Source organism: Imbroritus primus (genome assembly GCF_964332355.1).
GTDB classification, from domain to species: Bacteria; Pseudomonadota; Gammaproteobacteria; order Burkholderiales; family Burkholderiaceae; genus Imbroritus; species Imbroritus primus.
Genome location: NZ_OZ201293.1, coordinates 2,259,380 through 2,279,532 on the forward strand (window position 1 = coordinate 2,259,380; position 20,153 = coordinate 2,279,532).

19 protein-coding genes are annotated in these 20,153 nt (G+C 64.7%); 12 read left to right on the forward strand and 7 right to left on the reverse strand.

The window, feature by feature from the left end:
- Positions 1-434: 434 nt before the first annotated feature.
- The 4 genes from ACQ3C8_RS10325 to argE all read left to right on the forward strand — a co-directional run bounded on the left by ACQ3C8_RS10325 (position 435) and on the right by argE (position 3,860).
- Positions 435-848, forward strand: coding sequence for a RidA family protein (locus tag ACQ3C8_RS10325; protein WP_009523108.1), 414 nt, complete (start codon positions 435-437; stop codon positions 846-848).
- Between the two features lie 19 nt (positions 849-867).
- Positions 868-1,539: a DUF1028 domain-containing protein gene (locus ACQ3C8_RS10330; RefSeq protein WP_009523109.1), complete on the forward strand. Its 672-nt coding sequence runs from the start codon at positions 868-870 to the stop codon at positions 1,537-1,539.
- 110 nt (positions 1,540-1,649) lie between these two features.
- On the forward strand, positions 1,650-2,615 hold the full coding sequence (locus ACQ3C8_RS10335; RefSeq protein ID WP_009523110.1) for a LysR family transcriptional regulator: 966 nt from the start codon (positions 1,650-1,652) through the stop codon (positions 2,613-2,615).
- A 69-nt stretch (positions 2,616-2,684) separates the two neighbouring features.
- Positions 2,685-3,860, forward strand: a complete 1,176-nt coding sequence (gene argE / locus ACQ3C8_RS10340) for an acetylornithine deacetylase (protein ID WP_009523111.1) — start codon at positions 2,685-2,687, stop codon at positions 3,858-3,860.
- Between the two features lie 64 nt (positions 3,861-3,924).
- On the opposite strand, the gene ACQ3C8_RS10345 is transcribed toward argE, so the two are convergent.
- The gene (locus ACQ3C8_RS10345; RefSeq protein ID WP_428851510.1) at positions 3,925-5,070 is read right to left on the reverse strand and encodes an alpha-hydroxy acid oxidase; all 1,146 of its coding nucleotides are present in this window, start codon (positions 5,068-5,070) and stop codon (positions 3,925-3,927) included.
- Between the two features lie 110 nt (positions 5,071-5,180).
- A complete protein-coding gene (locus ACQ3C8_RS10350; RefSeq protein ID WP_428851511.1) occupies positions 5,181-6,434 on the reverse strand; it encodes a flavin-containing monooxygenase in 1,254 nt (417 codons plus the stop codon).
- A 405-nt stretch (positions 6,435-6,839) separates the two neighbouring features.
- On the opposite strand from ACQ3C8_RS10350, the gene ACQ3C8_RS10355 reads away from it, so the two are divergent.
- From ACQ3C8_RS10355 to ACQ3C8_RS10375, 5 genes are all read left to right on the forward strand, one after another.
- The gene (locus ACQ3C8_RS10355; protein ID WP_428851512.1) at positions 6,840-8,000 is read left to right on the forward strand and encodes an ABC transporter ATP-binding protein; all 1,161 of its coding nucleotides are present in this window, start codon (positions 6,840-6,842) and stop codon (positions 7,998-8,000) included.
- 14 nt (positions 8,001-8,014) lie between these two features.
- Complete coding sequence (locus ACQ3C8_RS10360; protein WP_428851513.1) at positions 8,015-9,013, forward strand: NAD(P)H-quinone oxidoreductase; 999 nt, start codon at positions 8,015-8,017, stop codon at positions 9,011-9,013.
- A 13-nt stretch (positions 9,014-9,026) separates the two neighbouring features.
- Positions 9,027-9,644, forward strand: a complete 618-nt coding sequence (locus ACQ3C8_RS10365; RefSeq protein WP_428851514.1) for a glutathione S-transferase — start codon at positions 9,027-9,029, stop codon at positions 9,642-9,644.
- 60 nt (positions 9,645-9,704) lie between these two features.
- A complete protein-coding gene (locus ACQ3C8_RS10370) occupies positions 9,705-10,166 on the forward strand; it encodes a type II 3-dehydroquinate dehydratase (RefSeq protein ID WP_009523117.1) in 462 nt (153 codons plus the stop codon).
- A 75-nt stretch (positions 10,167-10,241) separates the two neighbouring features.
- On the forward strand, positions 10,242-11,198 hold the full coding sequence (locus ACQ3C8_RS10375; RefSeq protein ID WP_428851515.1) for a 2-hydroxyacid dehydrogenase: 957 nt from the start codon (positions 10,242-10,244) through the stop codon (positions 11,196-11,198).
- 128 nt (positions 11,199-11,326) lie between these two features.
- Here the strand turns inward: ACQ3C8_RS10375 and glnK are convergent, their stop codons facing one another.
- The gene (glnK, locus tag ACQ3C8_RS10380; protein WP_009523119.1) at positions 11,327-11,665 is read right to left on the reverse strand and encodes a P-II family nitrogen regulator; all 339 of its coding nucleotides are present in this window, start codon (positions 11,663-11,665) and stop codon (positions 11,327-11,329) included.
- A gap of 226 nt (positions 11,666-11,891) precedes the next feature.
- Between glnK and ACQ3C8_RS10385 the strand changes: the two genes are divergently transcribed.
- Positions 11,892-13,199, forward strand: coding sequence for a GNAT family N-acetyltransferase (locus ACQ3C8_RS10385; protein ID WP_428851516.1), 1,308 nt, complete (start codon positions 11,892-11,894; stop codon positions 13,197-13,199).
- 77 nt (positions 13,200-13,276) lie between these two features.
- On the opposite strand, the gene ppa is transcribed toward ACQ3C8_RS10385, so the two are convergent.
- On the reverse strand, positions 13,277-13,804 hold the full coding sequence (ppa, locus tag ACQ3C8_RS10390; protein ID WP_009523121.1) for an inorganic diphosphatase: 528 nt from the start codon (positions 13,802-13,804) through the stop codon (positions 13,277-13,279).
- Positions 13,805-13,994: 190 nt separating this feature from the next.
- Between ppa and ACQ3C8_RS10395 the strand changes: the two genes are divergently transcribed.
- Together ACQ3C8_RS10395 and ACQ3C8_RS10400 are read left to right on the forward strand one after the other, a co-directional pair.
- Entirely contained in the window at positions 13,995-15,425 is a 1,431-nt protein-coding gene (locus ACQ3C8_RS10395; protein ID WP_428851517.1) for an aldehyde dehydrogenase family protein, read from the forward strand.
- Complete coding sequence (locus ACQ3C8_RS10400; protein WP_009523123.1) at positions 15,418-15,657, forward strand: hypothetical protein; 240 nt, start codon at positions 15,418-15,420, stop codon at positions 15,655-15,657. Before ACQ3C8_RS10395 ends, ACQ3C8_RS10400 begins: the two co-directional genes overlap by 8 nt.
- Positions 15,658-15,757: 100 nt before the next feature.
- On the opposite strand, the gene ACQ3C8_RS10405 is transcribed toward ACQ3C8_RS10400, so the two are convergent.
- The 3 genes from ACQ3C8_RS10405 to hemC are packed head-to-tail and all read right to left on the reverse strand — an operon-like array spanning position 15,758 to position 20,139.
- Complete coding sequence (locus ACQ3C8_RS10405) at positions 15,758-16,951, reverse strand: heme biosynthesis HemY N-terminal domain-containing protein (RefSeq protein ID WP_428851518.1); 1,194 nt, start codon at positions 16,949-16,951, stop codon at positions 15,758-15,760.
- 4 nt (positions 16,952-16,955) lie between these two features.
- Positions 16,956-19,103 carry a fused uroporphyrinogen-III synthase HemD/membrane protein HemX gene (gene hemDX, locus ACQ3C8_RS10410; RefSeq protein ID WP_428851519.1) on the reverse strand — a complete coding sequence of 716 codons (2,148 nt, stop codon included), beginning with the start codon at positions 19,101-19,103 and terminating at the stop codon, positions 16,956-16,958.
- A 10-nt stretch (positions 19,104-19,113) separates the two neighbouring features.
- Positions 19,114-20,139, reverse strand: coding sequence for a hydroxymethylbilane synthase (gene hemC / locus ACQ3C8_RS10415; RefSeq protein ID WP_428851520.1), 1,026 nt, complete (start codon positions 20,137-20,139; stop codon positions 19,114-19,116).
- Between the last annotated feature and the right edge of the window lie 14 nt (positions 20,140-20,153).

Sequence of the window (20,153 nt, forward strand, 5' to 3'; positions counted from 1 at the left end):
ATACGTGGGAACGTGCCATGCAACGCATCATGCAGTGCCCGCTGATGCGACGCAAGAATCACGCCACAACCACGGCAATTTCGCGCAACGACCCGATGCAATTCCGCTGAATTACGGAGCCTATGATGTGAAAGCCGTGCCATGCGGGAAAGTCGGCTTTTTCTTACGGGTGCCTCACATTTCCTGATGGGGTTGCCTGAGGGCCCCGCAGGCCGGAACCCACCGGGGATCGAATGCCAGAGTACCCCACCCCGCCGCATGGCATATGAGGGCAAACCCCGATCCGCCGACTGTGGCAAAGCAGGATTCGGAAATTCCTAAACCGCCAGCCAGAAAAAACAAATGGCGCCATCAGGCGGTGCAGATGACCATGCATGCGGGGCACATCGCCCGCCAACACGTCCCGCCATCTGTTTAATCGACCTGAAGCGATCATGAAGCATACCCGCATCCGCACCTTCAATACGAAAGATACCTATCCCGAACAGAAACTGGACAATGATCTGTGCCAGGCTGTTGTCGCACGGGGCCGCACGGTTTTCCTGCGCGGACAGATCGGCCAGAACCTCGACACCTCGGAAAGCGTATGCATCGGCGATGTCGCCGGTCAGGCGGAACAGGCCATGGCCAACATCGCCATGCTGCTCAAGGAAGCCGGCGGTGAACTCGAGGACATCTGCAAGATCACCATCTATATCATCGACCCGCGCTACCGCGAGGCCGTGTATCGCGTCGTCGGTCGCTGGCTGAAGGGCGTGTTCCCGGTATCGACCGGCATCGTGGTATCGGCCCTGGCTCGCCCCGAATGGCTGGTCGAGATCGATGCCACCGCTGTGATTCCCGACTGAGATTCCTGACCGAGCTGCCATGACCTTTTCCATCATCGCACGCTGCCCGGCCACCGGCCAGTTTGGTGCCGCCGTGGCGTCCTCCTCGCCGGCGGTCGCCTCGCGCTGCATCCGCGGCCGCAAGGGCGTCGGCGCAGCCGCCAGCCAGAACATCACCGATCCGGATCTGGGTCCGCTCGCCCTCGACCTGATGGCCAGCGGCCTGACGCCGGAACAGGCCATCGCCGAGCTGCAGAAACGTCCCTTCGTCGAATACCGCCAGCTCATGGCCATCGACGCACACAACCCGCCAGTGATCTTCACCGGCGCGCAGTGCCTGGGCACCCTGGCCAGCGCCACCGGCACGCACGCTGCCTGTGCTGGCAACATGCTGGCCACGCGCGACGTACCGCAAGCCATGCTGACAGCCTTCGAGCAAGCCGAAGGCGCGCTGGCGGAACGACTGATGCAGGCGATGCTGGCCGGCCAGGCTGCCGGTGGCGAGGAAGGTCCGGTGCATTCGGCCGGCCTGCTGGTCTACGATGCGCAGAACTGGCCTGTCGTTGACCTGCGCCTTGATTGGGTGGAAAACGACCCGGTCCAGGCGCTCTACGCCACCTGGCAGGTGTACGCCCCGCAACAGCAGGCCTACATCACGCGAGCGCTCGATCCGCGCGCTGCGCCCAGCTTCGGTGTGCCCGGAAATCTCTGAGCGGACCGACGCGTCGCACGGTATTGCGGCGGCGCCGGCCGGACCGTCGGCGCTCGAAAGGGCCAACGTTCTCCAGTACACTGGATCGTTGACCTTTTCTTGACCCCGACATGCTCAATCGCATTTCCCTGCGCCAGATGGAATATTTCGTCGCGACGGCGAAACATGGCAGCATCGCCGCCGCGTCGACCCAGATCCATATCTCGTCCCCCTCGATCTCCGCGGCCATTGCCCACATCGAGGCGGAACTCGGCGTGCAGCTATTCGTGCGCCATCCGTCCAAGGGCCTCGGCCTGACCACCATCGGCATGCAAGTCCTGCAGCATTGTGAAGATGTGCTCGAGCGGTCGTCGCAACTCTACGAAATCGCCTCGGATTCGAGCGATGTGGTTCAGGGTAGCCTGCGGGTGGGCAGCTTTCATTCGCTCACAGCCATGATCGCACCGGAAATCATCTTCGGCTTTTCCCGCGCCTTCGAGAAAATCGACCTGCAGATGGTCGAGGGCGACCAGGAAGTCCTCATGAACAAGCTCCATGCGCTCGAGATCGATGTGGCGCTCACGTACGACCTACACCTGAGCGATGACATCGAGTTCGAGAGCCTGGCCACGCTGCCACCCTATGTGCTAGTGAGCGAGGTCCACCCGCTGGCGCAGCAGAAAGTCGTCTCCTTCGAGGAACTGGCACCCCAGCCGTACGTCCTGCTCGACCTGCCGATGAGCCGCGACTATTTCGCTTCGCTATTCGAACAGGCCGGCGTGACGCCGAACATCGTGGCGCGTTCGCAGTCCGCGGAAACGGTCCGCTCAATGGTCGCCAACGGGATCGGCTACACGCTTTTCAACGTGCGCCCCAAGTCCAACCAATCGCTCGACGGCAAGCGCATGGTGCGCGTCCGCCTGGTCGGCAACCACAGGCCCATGCTACTCGGCCTGGCGACGTACAAGCCGATGAAGCAGTCGAAGCTGACGCGGATGTTCATGGAGCGCTGCCGTGCCTACATCTCCGACCAGTACATCCCGGGCATGAGCGCACCGAGCTTCTTCGATCCACATTTATTAGGGCCAGCGCCCTGAAGCGCCAGCCACACCGTGCGATGCCGTATTGAGCACCGCATCCGGCGCCGCCCTCCCCAAAGGCCAAACATGGAAAATAAGACTCCCTCCACAAGCGTCTCACTACTGGAAACCCTCGTTTCCTTTGCCTCGGTGTCCCTGACACCGAACATTGGACTCATTCACAAGGTCCAGGAAATCCTGGCGGAAGCCGGCATCGCGTCGACGCTGGCTCCCGATCCAGAGGACCCTACCCGCTCCAACCTGTTCGCCACGGTGGGGCCAGAAGGCGTGCCCGGCGTCCTGCTCTCCGGCCACACCGATGTGGTGCCGGTCGAAGGCCAGCCGTGGACTTCGCCCCCTTTTGAGGCAACGCACCGGGATGGGCGCATCTATGGCCGCGGCACGTCCGACATGAAAGGATTCGTCGCCTGCGCCATCATGGCCATGGTGGCAGCCGCCAAGCGCCCCCTGAAGCGCCCCTTGCAGCTGGCACTGTCCTTCGACGAGGAAATCGGTTGCGTGGGCGTGCGCCACCTGCTGCGCCGCCTGGAGGGTTCGCTGCCCGCACCATACTTGTGCATCGTCGGCGAACCGACCCTGATGCGCATCGGCACGGGTCACAAGGGCAAGGCGGCATACCGCGCGGTATGCTGCGGCCAGGCTGGTCACTCGGGCCTCGCTCCGCGCTTCTTCAATGCCATTCACATGGCCAGCGACCTGGTGGCCTCGATGCGCGACGTGCAGCGCGAACTGGCGGAGAGCGGCCCGCGCGAGGAAGGCTACGGTGTGCCTTACACCACGGTCCATGCGGGCGTGATCAAGGGCGGCCGCGCGCTGAATATCGTGCCGAGCGAATGCGAGGTGAGTTTCGAGATCCGCAATGTGTCGGAAGACAAGCCCGAGGCGATCCTGCAGCGCATCCTGGAGCGGCTGACCGCGCGCGTGCAGAACGAGGCCCTGGACCCCGCGGCCCCCCTGCCGGAAATCCAGATGACCAACAGCTACCCGAGCCTGAACACGCGGGAGGATTCGCCCGCCGTCGACCTGCTCGTCTCCCTGCTTCCGCCTGGTACGCCATGCACCAAGGTGGATTACGGTAGCGAAGGCGGCCTGTTCAAGCAAAGCTGGAACGAGACCCCGGTACTGATCTGCGGCCCTGGCAGCATCGAGGTCGCGCACAAGGCGGACGAGTATGTGGAACTGACGCAGATTGAAGCCTGCGACCGTATGCTGGCCGGCCTCGTCGACTTCCTCTGCAAGTGAACTGAACCGGGGGCGGCATGTCCGGTGCATGGCACCGACGTGCCGCCATGCCTGCCCCGCAAGTTCAGTAGGGATTCAGCAGGATGCCGCGATTGACTTCGCGGATGTCGGTCTTGCCACAGAATGCCATGGAGAGATCCAGCTCGTTGCGGATGATCTCCAGTGCGGTTGTCACGCCCCGCTCGCCGAACGCACCCAGGCCATACATCATGGCGCGGCCAATATAGGTGCCCCGCGCCCCAAGCGCGATGGCGCGCAGCACGTCCTGGCCCGAACGAATCCCGCCGTCCATGTGCACTTCCACACGATCGCCGACCGCTGCCACGATACGCGGCAGGGTGGAGATGGAGGATGCGGCGCCGTCCAGCTGACGCCCGCCGTGGTTCGATACGATGATGGCGTCGGCGCCGCTCTCCACGGCCAGCCGCGCATCCTCCGGATCCTGGATGCCCTTGACGATCAGCTTGCCGCCCCAGTGCTTCTTGATCCACTCCACGTCCTGCCACGACAGGCGCGGATCGAACTGTTCACGGGTCCACTCCACCAGCGAGCCGATGTTGTCGACCCCCTTGGCATGGCCGACGATATTGCCGAAATGGCGGTGCTTGGTGCCGAGCATGCCCAGGCACCAGCGCGGCTTGGTGGCGAGATTCAGGAGATTACGCAACGTCGGCTTGGGCGGCGTGGACAGGCCGTTCTTCTTGTCCTTGTGGCGCTGGCCGAATACCTGCAGATCCATGGTCACGACCAGCGCCGAGCAATTGGCGGCCTTGGCGCGGTCGATCAGGTTCTCGACAAAGCTCTTGTCGCGCAGCACGTACAGCTGGAACCAGAACGGATGGCGTCCGGTTGCCTCGGCTACCGCCTCGATCGGGCAGATGCTCATGGTGGACAGCGTGAACGGAATGCCATGCTTCTTGGCTGCGCGCGCCGCCAGGATTTCGCCGTCGGCGTACTGCATGCCGGTCAGCCCGGTCGGGGCGATCGCCACCGGCATGCTGACCGGCTGGCCCACCATGGTGGTCGCAGTGCTGCGCTCGGTGATGTCGACGGCCACGCGCTGGCGGAATTCGAGGCGCTGGAAATCCGCCTCGTTGGCGCGATAGGTATATTCGGTCCAAGAGCCGCCATCGACGTAGTCGTAGAACATGCGCGGCACGCGCTTTCTCGCCACGCGGCGCAGGTCTTCAATGCACGTCATTTCGGCCATGGAACGCTCCCCCTGAAAAAAACAAAAAGCTGCCGGATCATGTCGATCCGGCAGCCCGTGCGTGCGGCCCGTTACGACTGTCGGGTCATCACGCGGCGTTAAACACGGCCTTACGACCGGTCATAAGTGTAGTAGCCGTTTTGCAGCACGATGTGGTCAGCGATGTATTTCGCATCGTGCCACACGCCGTAGATGAACGACGAAGCACGGTTGACCAGGTTCGGCAGACCCAGGAAATAAATGCCGCCCTCCGCCGAGATACCGCGCTTGTGGAAGGGATTGCCATTCTCGTCGAAGGCGTTCTTCACGTTCAGCCACTTGAAATCGAACTTGAAGCCCGTGGCCCACAGAATTGTGGTGATACCGGCTTCGGCGAGGTTCAGGCTGAGGATCGGGTTCGTCAGGCATTCCGGATCCGGCAGCAGTTTCCAGGCCTCGGGTTCCGGCGGGAAGTCGAGGCCGTTTTCGGCGATGTACTCATCCGCTTCGCGCAGCACGTCGAAGTAGGCACGGTCGCCCTCGGCGATGTTCTCGGGCAGGCCCGGTTCGAACGTGATGACGCCATCCTTGTAGGACTGGGTCAGGCCGACCAGATTGATACCCGAATGCGCCAGACGGCGGAAATCCACGGTCTTGCCGCCTTCGTAGCCGCTCACGGCAAACGCGACGTGCGCCTTCTTCGGGCGGATCTTCACCTCGTCCCACAGGCCGAGTGCACCCAGCCACCATACGTAGTCACGGCCACGGTACGAGCGCGGCGGCCGATAATGCTCGCCCACCGACAGATACACGGTCTTGCCGGCCTGGCGCAGTTCTTCGGCGATCTGCGAGCCCGACGCGCCAGCGCCCACCACCAGTACCGCGCCTTCCGGCAGTTGGCCCGGGTTCTTGTAGGCGGAGGAATGCAGCTGGTGAACCTTTTCGGTTTCCGGCACGATGTGCGGATAGGCCGGGATCTGGAACGGACCGGTCGCAGCCACTACGTTGGCGGCTTCGATCACGCCTTCGGACGTCGTGACCTTGAAGCCAGGGCGGCCCTGGTGGCGTTCCACCAGTTTGACTTCCACGCCAGTACGCACCGGCGCCTTCAGCATCTTGGCGTAGTCTTCGAAGTACTGCGCCATGCGCTCCTTCGGCGGAAAAGCCTCGGGCGAGATGCCCTCGAATTTCAATCCCGGAAAGCGGTCATGCCAGGCCGGCCCGTTCGCGACCAGAGAATCCCAACGTTCCGAACGCCAGCGTTCTGCGATCCGGCTACGCTCCAGCACGACATGGGGCACGCCCATCTGGGCAAGATGCTCGCTCATGGCGATGCCTGCCTGGCCAGCTCCGACCACAACGGTGTTGATTTTTTCCACTGACATTTGAATTTCCTAGAAATAATCGCCCCGGGCAATCGCGCGGCGCGGAAGCATCGACGGCGAGGCGCGCTGGCGCCATGGCAAAATGTCCGATCGATGGCGGCCAGTTTGATGAAGCCCGCATCGTTTGAGAATCACGTTTTTCAGACTCAGGGCTTAGGAAAAAGTAAAGCGCCGGCCAAGACCTGCGGTTTTCCCTGATACCCGCCTGTAACAAGGCATTCCAGGCGGTGGGAGGACCCATGGCTGCGCCCCGCGACCGGCATTTCGTTTTTTCCGAGGGACCACATCAGTTTCCGCAAAGGCAGGATGCCGGCGGTTTGCCGTATCCTGCCAGCCAGTACCGGGCCGCCCGACGCCTTTGGCCGCGGCCTGCCGCACGGCTTACTTTTTCTTCAGCGTACAACCATGAACGTCGCCAACTCCGCACCTGCCGCCCAGCACAACGACCCCCAGGCCGATACTGCCGTCAGCCTGCAACGGGTGGTCAAGAAGTACCACGATCTCACGGTGCTGCATGAGCTCTCACTGAACATCCGTCGCGGGGAATTCCTCACATTGCTGGGCCCGTCCGGCTGCGGCAAGACGACCCTCCTGAATCTCATCGCCGGCTTTGCGGAAGCCAATACCGGCGAGATCTTTATCGACGGCCAGCCGGTTACCAGCGAGCCGCCGCACAAGCGGCAGATCGGCATTGTGTTCCAGAACTACGCGCTGTTCCCGCACATGACCGTCGAGAAAAACATCGGCTATGGCCTGCGCATGCGGGGTGTGGGCAAGGATGAAATCGCCCAGCGCGTGAAGCAGGCAATGGGCATGGTGAAACTCGACGGGCTCGGCCACCGCAAGCCCCGCGAACTATCGGGCGGCCAGCAGCAACGTGTCGCGCTGGCGCGCGCACTGGTGATCCAGCCCAAAGTGCTGCTGCTGGACGAGCCGTTCTCGGCGCTCGACAAGAACCTGCGCGGCTCGATGCAGGTCGAGATCCGCGAGATCCAGCGCCGCCTGGGCCTGACCACCGTGTTCGTGACGCACGACCAGGGCGAGGCGCTGGCCATGTCCGACCGGATCGCCGTGATGTCGGGCGGTGTCATCCGCCAGATCGCTGCGCCCGAGGATCTGTACCAGAGCCCGCAGGACCCGTTCGTCGCGTCGTTCCTCGGCGATGTCAACATCCTGCCCGCGCACTACCACGGCCAGACGGCAACCGAGGTGCAGCTGCGCCTGGGCTCCGGGCTCGTCAGCTTCCCGCGCTCACGCCTGGCTGATGCCTCGCACAACGGGGAACGGCTCGACGTATACGTGCGCCCGGAACACATCACGCTCGAGAACCTGCATTCCGGCTCGGTCCTGAGCGGAACGGTGATCAATCACGTCTACCAGGGCGACCACATCGATACCTTCATCGATGTGGATATTCCGATGGCGGCCCGCCAGGTCGTCACGGTCCGCAATGCCGGCCTGGGCGCCATGCAGCGCTGGCCGATCGGCTCCGTGGCGGGACTGGTCCTGCCCACCGAAGGCGTCAGCATCTTCAGCCCGCAGAAGCGGGAAGCCAAAGCAGCCTGAGAGAACACATCACCATGACCACGCTCCCCCGTTCCATGCAAGCCATCATCGCCCGTGAACCCGGCGACGCCAGCGTGCTGACGCTGGCCGAACGTCCGATGCCCGAACCCAAGGCCGGCGAAGTCCTGCTGCGTGTACGCGCCGCCGGCGTCAACCGGCCCGACATCATGCAGCGGCAGGGCATTGCCAAGCCGGCGCCCGGCATCACCGATGTGCTCGGCCTGGAAGTGTGCGGCGACGTGGTCGCCTGCGGACCTGGCGTGGATACCCAGCTGATGGGCAAGCGCCTGATGAGCCTGGTACCGGGCGGCGGCTATGCACCATGGTGCACGGCGCCGGTCGACCAGTCGTTCATCGCCCCCGACAATCTTTCCGATGCCGAGGCGGCTGCCCTGCCGGAAGGACTGTTCACCGTGTGGCACAACCTGTTCGAACTGGGCCGCCTCGCCATGGGCGAAACCGTGCTGATCCACGGCGCCGCCGGCGGCATCGGCACGCTCGCCATCCAGATGGCGCGCGCGGCCGGCGCGACCGTCATCGTGACGGACAACGACGAAGCCCGTTTTGCCGAACTGCGCGCCCTGGGCGCCGATGCGACGATCTGCTGGCCGACCACCGATTTCTCCAAGGCTGCCCTGGAGTACACCGAAGGGCGCGGCGTGGACGTGGTCATCGACATCGTCGGCGGCGACTATGTGCGCCGCAATCTGGACGCCATGGCCTTTGGCGGCCGCCATGTCAGCCTGTCGTTCATGCAGGGCTCGGCGGTCACCGTCGAACTGCTCACGCTGATGCAGCGCCAGATCAGCCTGCACTCATCGACCATGCGTCCGCAAACGCACTACGAAAAGACGCGCATGGCCCAAAGCGTGACGCGTCATGTGCTGCCGCTGCTGAAGAGCGGGCGGATCAAGCCGCGCATTCACGCCACCTTCCCGCTGGCGGAAGCGGTGGCCTCGCACGTGACGCTGGAAAGCGGCAAGGTGTTCGGCAAGCTGGTCCTGATTCCCTGAGGTCGGCCAGCCAATGAAACTGCTTTTCGCTCCGACTTCGCCGTTCGTGCGCAAGGTCATGGCCTGTGCCCATCTCACGGGACAGGTGGAACAGATCGAACTGCTGGACAGCGCGGCCCATCCGGTGCGGCGCGATCCGCGCATCGCTGCCCACAATCCGCTCGCCAAGGTGCCGACACTGATCCTCGCGGATGGCCAGGCGCTGTATGACAGCCGGGTGATCTGCGAATACCTGGCGAGCCGGGCAGGTAGTACGTCCATCTTCCCCACGGCAGGTCCGGCACGCTGGACAGCCCTGACACGCCAGGCCCTTGGCGACGGCCTGCTCGACGCAGCGCTGCTCGCACGCTACGAACTGACGGCACGGCCCACGGAAGTGCAATGGCCGACGTGGCGCGAAGCACTACTGACCAAGGTAAGTGCCTGCCTCGCATCGATTGACGCCATCGCACCGGAGCTGTCGACCGAACAGCCAACCATCGGCGAGATCACCATTGGCTGCGGACTGGGGTATCTCGACTTCCGTTTCCCCGAGTTCGACTGGCGCGCCGGGCACGCCAATGCGGCCCGATGGAACGAAGCTTTCCAGCGCCTGCCGGCGATGCAGGCCACCCGCCCGTATGAAACTTGAACGACGAGGCATGAACAACAAAAGCCTGAGCAATCAGGCTCGAACGACAAAGGTTGAGACATGAGCGACAAGATCACCATCTGGTTCCTGAACGGCCCCAACGCCAATCTCTATGGCCTGGACGCCAACAAGACGTATGGCAGCGACAGCTTTCCCGTGCTGCAATCGCGCTGCGAGCAGAAGGCGGCCTCCATCAACGCCGAGTTCCGCTTCCTGCAGTCGAACTACGAAGGCCAGCTGGTGGACTGGATCCAGGAAGCGCGCGGCGTGGCGGACGGCATCATCATCAATGCTGCCGGCCTGACCTACTCCTCGGTGCCCATCCTCGATGCCCTGTTGTCGTTCCCCGGCAAGATCATCGAAACGCATATGAGCAACATCTGGAAGCGCGAATCGTTCCGCCACCATTCGTATATCTCCAAGGTGGCCGATGGCGTCATCGCCGGCCTCGGCGGCGACGGCTACGAACTGGCCATCGAAGCCATCGCGCAGCTGGTACGCAAGAGCAAGGCAGCAGCCTGACCGACGCATGGGGCGTGGCAGCATGCCACGCCTGCCCTGCCATCCCTGCCCTCTTTTTTCAAAGCCTCTGCCACGATGCCGATTTCTGAAGCCATCCCCTCCGGTACGCTCGCCTTCTACAGCGCCTTTGACGACTTTGAAACGTGGAAGCGCGCGCTGCAGGCCCAGCTGCCGAACCTGAAGGTCATCCACTCCAGAGAAATCACCGACCCGGCCGATATTCACTACGTGCTCGCCTGGAAGCCGCCTGAGAATTTCTTTGCCGGCATGACCAACCTGCGCCTCATCATTAATCTGGGTGCGGGTGTCGATTCATTGGTCAAGCGCCAGGACCTGCCGCCGGGCATTCCTATCACGCGCCTCACCGATCCGCAGATGTCGCGCATGATGGCCGGCTATGTGCTGTTCGCCGTGCTGCGTCATGCCCGCGACATCCCGTATTTCGAACAGGCACAGCGACGCGGAGAATGGACCTATCGCCATCCCCGCTCACCGGAAGAGACGCGCGTCGCCGTGCTCGGACTCGGCCAGCTGGGTGCGAAAGCGGCCCATGAACTGCAACGCCAGGGATTCCGGGTACTCGGCTGGTCGCGCAGCCCGGCGCAGATCGAAGGCGTGGAATGTCATGCCGGACTGGACACGCTCGACACCGTGCTGGAACAGGCCGACATTCTCGTCGTGATGCTGCCGCTCACGCCGCAGACGGCCGGCATCCTCGACCGCACGCGGCTTCAGAAGCTGCCGCGCGGCGCGGTGCTCATCAATGTGGCACGCGGTGCGCTGGTCGATCAGGCGGCGCTCACGGAACTGCTCCAGAGCGGCCATCTCGGCGGCGCCACGCTCGACGTGTTCGAACGCGAGCCCTTGCCCGCAGGGGATCCGCTGTGGAGCATGCCGAATGTGCTGATCACACCCCACCTGGCCTCGGTGGCGATTCCATCCTCGGCGGCAACGCAGATTGCGGAAAACATCATGCGCGTTTCTGCCGGCCAGGCGCCGGAGAACATCATCGATCCCGCGCGCGGATATTGAGTCGCGCTGGAATCAGGCAGAAATCAAGCCGGAAGGTGAGATATCAGGCAGCGACCGGCGCAAGGCCGGTCGTGTGAGAGGAAGGCGCGCCGCAGTCGTTCTGCACTGCGGCGCTTGTTGCTCAGGCCTCAGACGGCGGCTTCGTCCTGTTCGCCAGTACGAATGCGGATGACGCGTTCGATATCCGTGACGAAGATCTTGCCGTCACCGATCTTGCCGGTATGCGCGGCCTTCACCACCGCGTCGATGACCGACTCACACTGGTTTTCCGCAACCACGACTTCAATCTTGATCTTTGGCAGGAAGTCGACCACATACTCCGCGCCGCGGTACAGCTCGGTATGACCCTTCTGGCGTCCGAACCCTTTCACCTCGGTCACGGTGAGGCCCGTCACGCCAACGTCGGCGAGCGCCTCGCGCACTTCGTCCAGCTTGAAGGGTTTGATGATGGCGGTGATTTGCTTCATAACGCGTCCTGGAGTCTAGATTGGGAAATGTCCGTCGCCGGCGGCGCGCCGCATGGCGCAGACACGCCTTACGACACGGCAGGGATACGCCATGATTCTACCCGTAACCGATGGAATTGCCAGCATCGACGCCGCATTTCGCGCGTGTGACAGGCGCTGCGACTGGCTTTCCGGTACCATCGAAGCATCTCGTCATTGACCTCTGCGCTCCACTTCGCAACCGCACATGCAGCAGTCCCGACCGTCGCCGCATCCCACCGCCGCTTCCGCCGATGCATCGGCGACTACCGGCGACTACACAGCCGGGAAAACGGCAGGCGAAACAGCAGACAACGCCACCAGCAACGACACCGAAGCGCCGCCGACGGAACGCCTGCGCATCGTCACGGACCTCGCCGAAATCGACGCCGCTGCCTGGGACGATCTCGTCGGCCGCAGCATGCAGCCCACGCCGTTCCTGAAGCACGCTTTCCTGCACGCCCTGCACGCCACCGGCTGTGCGGCGCCAGACAGCGGCTGGACCCCGCAGTTCCTTACGCTCTGGCGCGCAGCGAATACCGACGACACCGCGTGCTCGGCGCTCGCCGGGGCGGTGCCGTTGTATGCCAAGATGCACTCGTACGGCGAGTATGTGTTTGACTGGGCGTGGGCCAATGCCTATGCCGAGCATGGGCTGGCGTACTACCCCAAGCTGCTGGCAGCGGTACCGTTTACGCCCGTGGAAGGCAGCCGTTTGATCGCAGCCGATCCGGCTGCGCAGTCAAGCTTGCTGGAGACCCTGCTCGATGCCGCGCAGCGCAGTGGCATGTCATCGCTGCATCTGCTGTATCCGCCAGCTGCGGAAGCCGAGCGCATGGCGCAGGCGGGCATGCTGATGCGCCAAGGGGTGCAGTTTCACTGGACCAATCCTGGGTACGCGGACTTCGAGGCATTCCTTGCCTCGCTCGAGCAGAAGAAACGCAAGAACATCCGCGCCGAACGCCGCAAGGTCCGCGAGGCCGGCATCACGTTCCGCCACCTGCCGGGCGCAACGATCAACGAGACGGACTGGATCTTCTTCGAGCGCTGCTATCGGCAGACCTATCGCGAGCACCACTCCACGCCCTATCTCAACCTCGCTTTCTTCCAGCAGATCGGCGCGACCATGCCGGAACATCTGCACATGGTGGTGGCGCAACGTGAGGGCCGCGACATCGCGGCCTCGCTGCTCGTGGTCGATCATGCGGCAGAGCGCAGCACGCTGTATGGACGCTACTGGGGCGCGCTTGAACACCATCCCTGCCTGCATTTTGAAACGGCCTACTACCAGCCACTGGAATTCTGCATTGCCGCCGGCATCCGCACCTTCGAAGGCGGCGCGCAGGGCGAGCACAAGATGGCGCGGGGTTTCCTGCCCGTGACGACCCATTCGGCACACTGGCTCGCGCATCCGGACTTTGCCGATGCGGTGGAGCGCTTTCTGGCACGCGAGCGGCCGGGCGTTGCAGCCTATGTCGATGAGTTAAACGAGCGCTCGCCGTTCCGGCGCAGCTAGACGCGGGGGCACGCCCCGGTGGATGGGCCTGCGCCCGCCAGCCGGGGGAGCCGGCTGGCGACGGCGCATGCAGGGAATTACTCTTTGTAGTTCTTGACGCCGTCGGCGATTTCCTTGTGGGCTTCTTCGATGCCGGCCCAGCCTTCCACCTTCACCCACTTGCCCGCTTCGAGCGCCTTGTAGTTCTCGAAGAAATGCTTGATCTGGTCGAGCAGGTTCTGGGACACGTCCGACAGGCCGGTCATGTGCGCGGTTGCCGGGCTCAGCTTGTTAATCGGCACGACGATCAGCTTGGCATCCTCGCCGCCCTCGTCGGTCATCTTCAGCATGCCGAGTGCACGGCAGCGCACCACGCAGCCCGGAATCAGCGGGAACGGCGTGAGCACCAGCGCATCCACGGGATCGCCGTCACCGGCCAGGGTCTTGGGGATGAAGCCGTAGTTGGCGGGGTAGCGCATGCCGGTGCCGATGAAACGGTCCACCACCAGCATGCCGGTTTCCTTGTCGGCTTCGTACTTGACGGGGTCGCTTTGCGCGGAAATTTCGATGATGACGTTGAAGTCGTTGGGGATGTCCTTGCCCGCCGATACGAGGTTGAAGCTCATGCAGTTCTCCAGAAGCCGTTTTGAGGATGGCGAATTATAGCTTTTTCGGGCTTGCGCGAAGCTGACATCGCTGCATCGGGCGCCGTCCGGCGCACATGGCTGGTGACCAGTCCGGTCGTTTCGTAGCGGCTTCGCGCGGGCCGGTCATCATTGTGGGCGATAATGGCGGGACGTTTTACAGGAAGCTCTCATGCAGGCCCAGCACTTCATTGGCAACCGGTGGCTGTCGCCCGACTCCGGCTTGCGCATCAAAATGTTCGATCCGTCCGACGGACAACCGTTTGCGGAAATCGCCCGCGGCAACACCACGGATATCAATGTGGCCGTCAATGCGGCCCGCAAGGCGTTCGATACAGTGTGGTCGCCGCTCACGCCGCTGGCCCGTGCACGGGCGCTGACGCGCATCGCCCACGTACTCTCGGCCCACGAGGCCGAACTGACCGCGCTCGAATCGCGCGACACCGGCAAACCCGTGGCCCAGGCCCGGCGCGATGTGCGCGGGTTGATCCGCTATTTCGAGTTCTACGCCGGCGCGGTCGACAAGCTGCACGGCGACACGCTGCCCAGCGCGCCGGGCCGCACGGTGATGACGGTACGCGAGCCGCATGGCGTCACCGGGCATATCCTGCCGTGGAACTACCCCTTGCAGATTTTCGGTCGCAGCGTGGCCGCGGCGCTGGCTGCCGGCAATTGCTGCGTCGTCAAGCCGGCAGAAGATGCCTGCCTCTCGCTGTTGCGCGTCGCCGAACTCTGTGCCGAGGCAGAACTGCCGGAAGGCGTGCTGAACATCGTCACCGGTTATGGCCACGAAGCTGGCGCGGCGCTGGCGCGGCATGCAGGTGTCGGCCACCTGTCATTCACGGGCTCGCCGGAAACGGGTCGCGTGGTTGCGCAGATGGCGGCCGAACACTTCATGCCGGTGACGCTCGAACTCGGCGGCAAGTCGCCCCAGATCGTCTTCGCCGATGCCGATGTCGATGCCCTGGTGCCGGTGGTGGTCGACAGTATCGTCGCCAGCGCGGGCCAGACCTGCTCCGCGGGCAGCCGCCTGCTGGTGGAACGGCCGCTCTATGGTGCCCTGCTCGACCGTCTTGCCATGGTGTTCGAGAGCCTGCGTGTTGGTCCTGCGGCACAGGACCTGGACTGCGGTCCGCTCATCAACCGCAAGCAGCAGCAGCGCGTCTGGGATTTCCTCTCGGATGCCCAGCATGCGGGCATTGCAGTGATGGCGCAGGGCGAAATCGTGGCCGATGCGCCCGAGTCAGGTTACTATCAGGCGCCGATCCTGTTGCGCGACGTGCCGCCTGCGCATCGCGTCGCACAGGAGGAGATCTTCGGCCCGGTGCTGTCGGCCATGCCGTTCGACACCGAAGCCGAAGCGCTGCAACTGGCCAATGGCACGCCCTATGGCCTGGCGGCCGGTATCTGGACGCGCGACGGCGCACGACAACTGCGGCTCGCGCGCACTGTGCGCGCGGGACAGGTGTTCGTCAACCACTACGGCGGCGGCGTGGAACTGCCTTTCGGCGGCATGGGCCAGTCAGGCTATGGCCGCGAGAAAGGCATGGAAGCGCTGACCGGATTCACGACCCTGAAAACGATTTCGATACACCATGGGTAATATCAACTTCATGTCGGTCGCTGCGGCGATCTTCTTTTTCTGGATGGGCTGGCACGTCAACCACAAGCGCGCCACCAATCCGTCCGCCATGCCGCGCCTGAAGGCGCTGATGAATCTCTTCGGCGACGTGCTGGGATCCCGCGTCCACTGGTGCATCTATGTGGTGCTGCCGTTCCTGCTGGGCGTGATGCTGGTGATCAACGCACTGCGCGGACGCGGCATCTTCAACTGAACCGTCTGCGCCGAGTCGCCAAGGGCAAGCACCTGAGGCGCCAATGAAAACGGGCGGCCTGAGAGCCGCCCGTCCTGCATGAGCCGATCTGCGCCGCAGTTCACTCCAGTGCGCACTGGGCTGCCGCGCGATAGTGGCGCTGGGCCTCGTCCGGCCGCTCTGTTTCCTCGAAGAGCCGGGCCAGCGCCAGGTGGGCCTGCGCACGCAGGCGCGCCGCCTGTTCCGGGTCTGCATACTTGAGGCTGCGCTCCAGGCTGGCCTGCGCCTTGCCCCAGAGCTGTTCCGCCAGGCACAGGATGCCCAGGGTGTAGAACAGGTCGGCGTCAACCGGATGATCGACCTGCCATTTCTCGGCCTGCTGGATCAGCGGCAGCGCCTTGCCGGGCACCGCGCATTCCGCGTAACGGCGCACCAGGCGGCCATCCCATTCGGCCTTGAGCGCCTCTTCCACGATCCGGCGCGCCTCATCGTGCTGGCCGAGCGCCGCAAAGTGTCCGGCGGCCAGCGCGGCGATCGGCGCTGAACGGCGTTCGTCGGCACTCAATTCCTGCCACAACTGCCGCAACCGGTCCGCATCGTGCCGCCGCTCGTCGAGCATGGCCTCGCATGCCGTGCGCTTGAGCCGCGCAGCCACCGTCGGATGCAGGGCATTGCGCTTGTCGAGCGAGCGTGCAAGGCGCAGTACCTCGGGCCAGTTCTTCAGGTGCTGGTGCGCACGCAAGGCGATGCGCTGCACATGGATCTGGCGCATGCCGGCAGCCTGCAGCTGCGAGATCTTCTCCAGCGCGGCATCGGCATCGAGATCGTCGACCAGCATCTCGGCGCTCGAGACAAGCCGGGCCTGCTCGCGCTCGGGCGCGGCGATTTCCGCCAGCCAGGCATCGCGCCGCCCGCTCTCCTGCATGCGGTGCGCCGCGCGCGCTGCCACCAGTGCCGCGGTCTCGACCTGCGGCTCCCACGCCTGTGCCTCGCGCGCCAGGCGCTCGGCGCGGCCGAAGCGTCCGGCGAACAGCATCTCCATCGACTCGCGCATGGCGGCCTGTGCACGCAGCATGCGCTTGCGCTCGCGGTACTGCGCGGCACGCTGCGGCAGGGCCAGCAGATGATTGATGGTCCGCAGCACCGTGTAGATGACGACGAACGCCAGGAACAGCAGCAACAGCGCGAAGTTGAGCGACAGCTCGATGCGATGCGGCGGATAGAAGATCACCACATTGCTGTGGTTGAATTGCGTGAACAGCGCCAGGCCGACGGCGGCGGACACGACAATGGCCAGCCAGAAGAGGATGCGCATGGGCTTACTCCCGCTTCAGCGCGCGCAGCGCATCCATGCTCTCCGCCAGCGTCGGCAGCGTCACCGAGACCGCCGAGGCCTGCGCCTGCTTGAGCAGCAACTGCACGCTCGCGACCCGGCGCGACTTGCTGTCGAAATATTTCACCAGCAGCTTGTTGGCAATCTCCAGATCACCGCGGAACGAGGCATCGTTGCGCGCCAGCAGCGCCAGTCGGGCATTGAGCAGGCGCAGCTTGAGGTTCTCGCGCAGGAACCAGCCCTGGTCGGCGCTCAGCAGCATCGCTTCGGTATGCTCGACGCGGCGCACCTGGATCAGCCCGAGCACGTCGTCGCGCACATCCGCCCACACGGCGGCGAACCATGCGCCGACCGGCGCGAGATGAGCACGCCATGACCCGGCGGCAGCCTCGGCTTCCTGCGCAGCGGTCGGGCTGGCACCCTGGTTGCCGGCAGGGTTACCACCAAGGGGAGCGGCAGGCTTCGCGGCATGCGTCGGACGTGGCTCGCGCTCAAGCGTGGTCTCGCCCGACAGCAAGGGCAGCGTATCGATCTGCAGGATGGCCTCGTCAAGTTTGATGGCGGCGCCAATGATATCGGTGGACGGGACATCCTTCATGCGTTCGATATCGCGCGCCAGCGCCCGGCGCAGCGCGTTGTAGCGCGGCTTGTCGGCGCGGGCGAGGCGCGCGTCGGCACTCTGCGCGGCGCTTAGCGCAGCCTGCAGGTTGCCGGTGAGCTGCAGTTGCTGCGAGGCACTGTTGAGCAGTTGCTCGACTTCTGCGAGTTCCCAGTCGTCCCGGTTGCGCGTGAAATCCTGGTACAGCTGTTCCAGCGCCACCTGGTGCTGACGCGCTTCGGTAATCTGCGTTTCGAGGCCGCCCACCTTGGCCTGCAGCGTCTTGGCTGATGCCTGCGCCTCGCGCGACAGCACGCGCGCTTCCTGCACGAGCGTGTCGTTGGCCTGCTGGCGGCGCGCCAGCTCGCCGGTCAGGCTGTCGATACGCTTTTGCATCCACCACAGCCCGCCGATCGCCAGTACGGCGATGAGGACCAGCACAAACCACCAGCGCATCATCGATGGCCGGAAAGAAGTCGCAGTCGAAGGCGTCCCTGTCACGTGTTCAACCCTTGAGTCCGGGGACCGCGCCGTAGAAGACGCGGCGGAATTGGCATGCATGTCGTTGCCGCTCATACCGGCTGCGGCAGACATCGTCTGCGCGGCTGGCGTACGCGGCGAGGACGATGTTGAGGCTGACGAGGCTGAAGAGGCGGACGACGGCATACGCTGCGCCGCCGCAGCCTCTTCCTGGTTGATGCCGGCCCATGCCGCCACGGCGGCCAGCAGGCGTGTATCGCCCGCGCCGGTCAACTGCAGATGGGTAAAGCCAAGCGCCCTCGCCTGCTCGATGATGCGGGCATGCGGCGCAAAGCACTGGACCTCGTGCAGCCGCGCCAGATCGGTGGCATCGAGTGTCTCGCGGGCCAGCGTGTCGAGGTAGCGCACGGCTTCGGAGCTGGTCAGCAGCCACGCCTGCCGCTCGCGGACCGGGCCCTCGCCCTGCAGTCCGGCGCGCACAGCCGCCCAGTCCGCCTCCGACGGTTGCGGTGCGAGGCGCTGATAGGCTTCGACGATGGTCACGGTCGCGCCGCCGGCGCGCAACTGGTCGGCCAGCCATTCGCGGCCGCCATTGCCGCGCACGATCAGGACTTCCTTGCCCTGCAGGCTGGCCATGTCCAGGCGGGCAAACAGGCCCTCGGAATCGAAGCGCGCCTCCTCGGCGCTCCCGGCCGGCTGGACGATACGATGCCGGGGCGGCGCGATGCCGTGCTCGGCGAGCGTCAACGCACTGGCGGGCCCCACGACGGCGAGCGGCACGTCGGCCGGCCAGACATCGCCAGGCGAGCGCTGGGCGACCTGGGTCAGGCAGGCCATGGCATGCGTGACAGCATTGGGGCTGACGAACACCACGAGCGCGTAGCGCGACAGGTCCGACAAGGCCGCGGCCAGCGGCGCGCTGTCGGCCACCGGCCGGATTTCCAGTAGCGGAAAGACCAGCGGCGTCAGGCCGAGGGTGTGGACACCCTGCGCCAGGGTATGGCTTTGCTCGCGCGGGCGGGTGATGACAACGGTCGGACGCGGGGACGTTGGCATGGCGTTCGGCTCAGGGCGCTGGGGGAGCGGAAGAAGATGTCAACTCGGCCAGGATGACATCGGCACCCTGGCGCAACAGGTCGGCTGCCACGGCGCGTCCCATCTGTTCGGCCGTCACGGCATCGGTCACCGGGCCTTCCATCGATGCTTCCAGGCGGCGCACGCCATCGGTCGACGAAACAAAGGCGCGCAGGCTCAGCACGCCATCGCGCCACTCGCCGTACGCCGCCAGCGGCACCTGGCACGAGCCGCCGAGCACGCGCGACACCGCACGTTCAGCGCTGACCGCCAGTGCGGTGGGCTGGTGCAGCAACGGTGCCAGGCAGGCACGCACGTCGTCGCGCGCGCTGCAGATCTCGATGCCGAGCGCGCCTTGTCCGGCAGCCGGCAAGGAGTCGTTGACGTCGATCAGCGCGCGGATGCGCGCGCCGAGCCCGAGGCGTCGCAGGCCGGCAGCAGCAAGGATGATGGCTGCGTACTCGCCGCGATCGAGCTTGCCCAGGCGGGTATCGAGATTGCCGCGCAGCGGCGCCACCTGCAGATGCGGATAGCGCGCGCGCAACGAGGCCTCGCGGCGCAGGCTGGAGGTACCGACCACGGCGCCGGCCGGCAGATCGGCCAGGCTCGCATAGTCGTTCGACACGAACGCATCGCGCGGGTCCTCGCGCTCCATGATGCCGGCCAGCGCAAATCCTGCCGGCAGGTCCATCGGCACATCCTTGAGCGAGTGCACGGCGAGATCGGCGCGCCCCTCTTCCAGCGCGACTTCCAGCTCCTTCACGAACAGGCCCTTGCCGCCGACCTTGGACAGTGAACGATCAAGGATCTGATCGCCTCTTGTGGTCATTCCGAGTATGGACACATCGCACGCGGGATAGTATTGTTGCAATGCAGCACGGACATGTTCTGCCTGCCACAGGGCAAGACGGCTTTCTCGAGAGGCGATAACGAGCTTCGCAGGGGCGGGTGTCACGGTAGAAGAATGCAAGGAACTGAGCTGAAAAATGGGGCCGGAGGCATGCGTGAATGGTAGCATGCGGGCCAGACTGG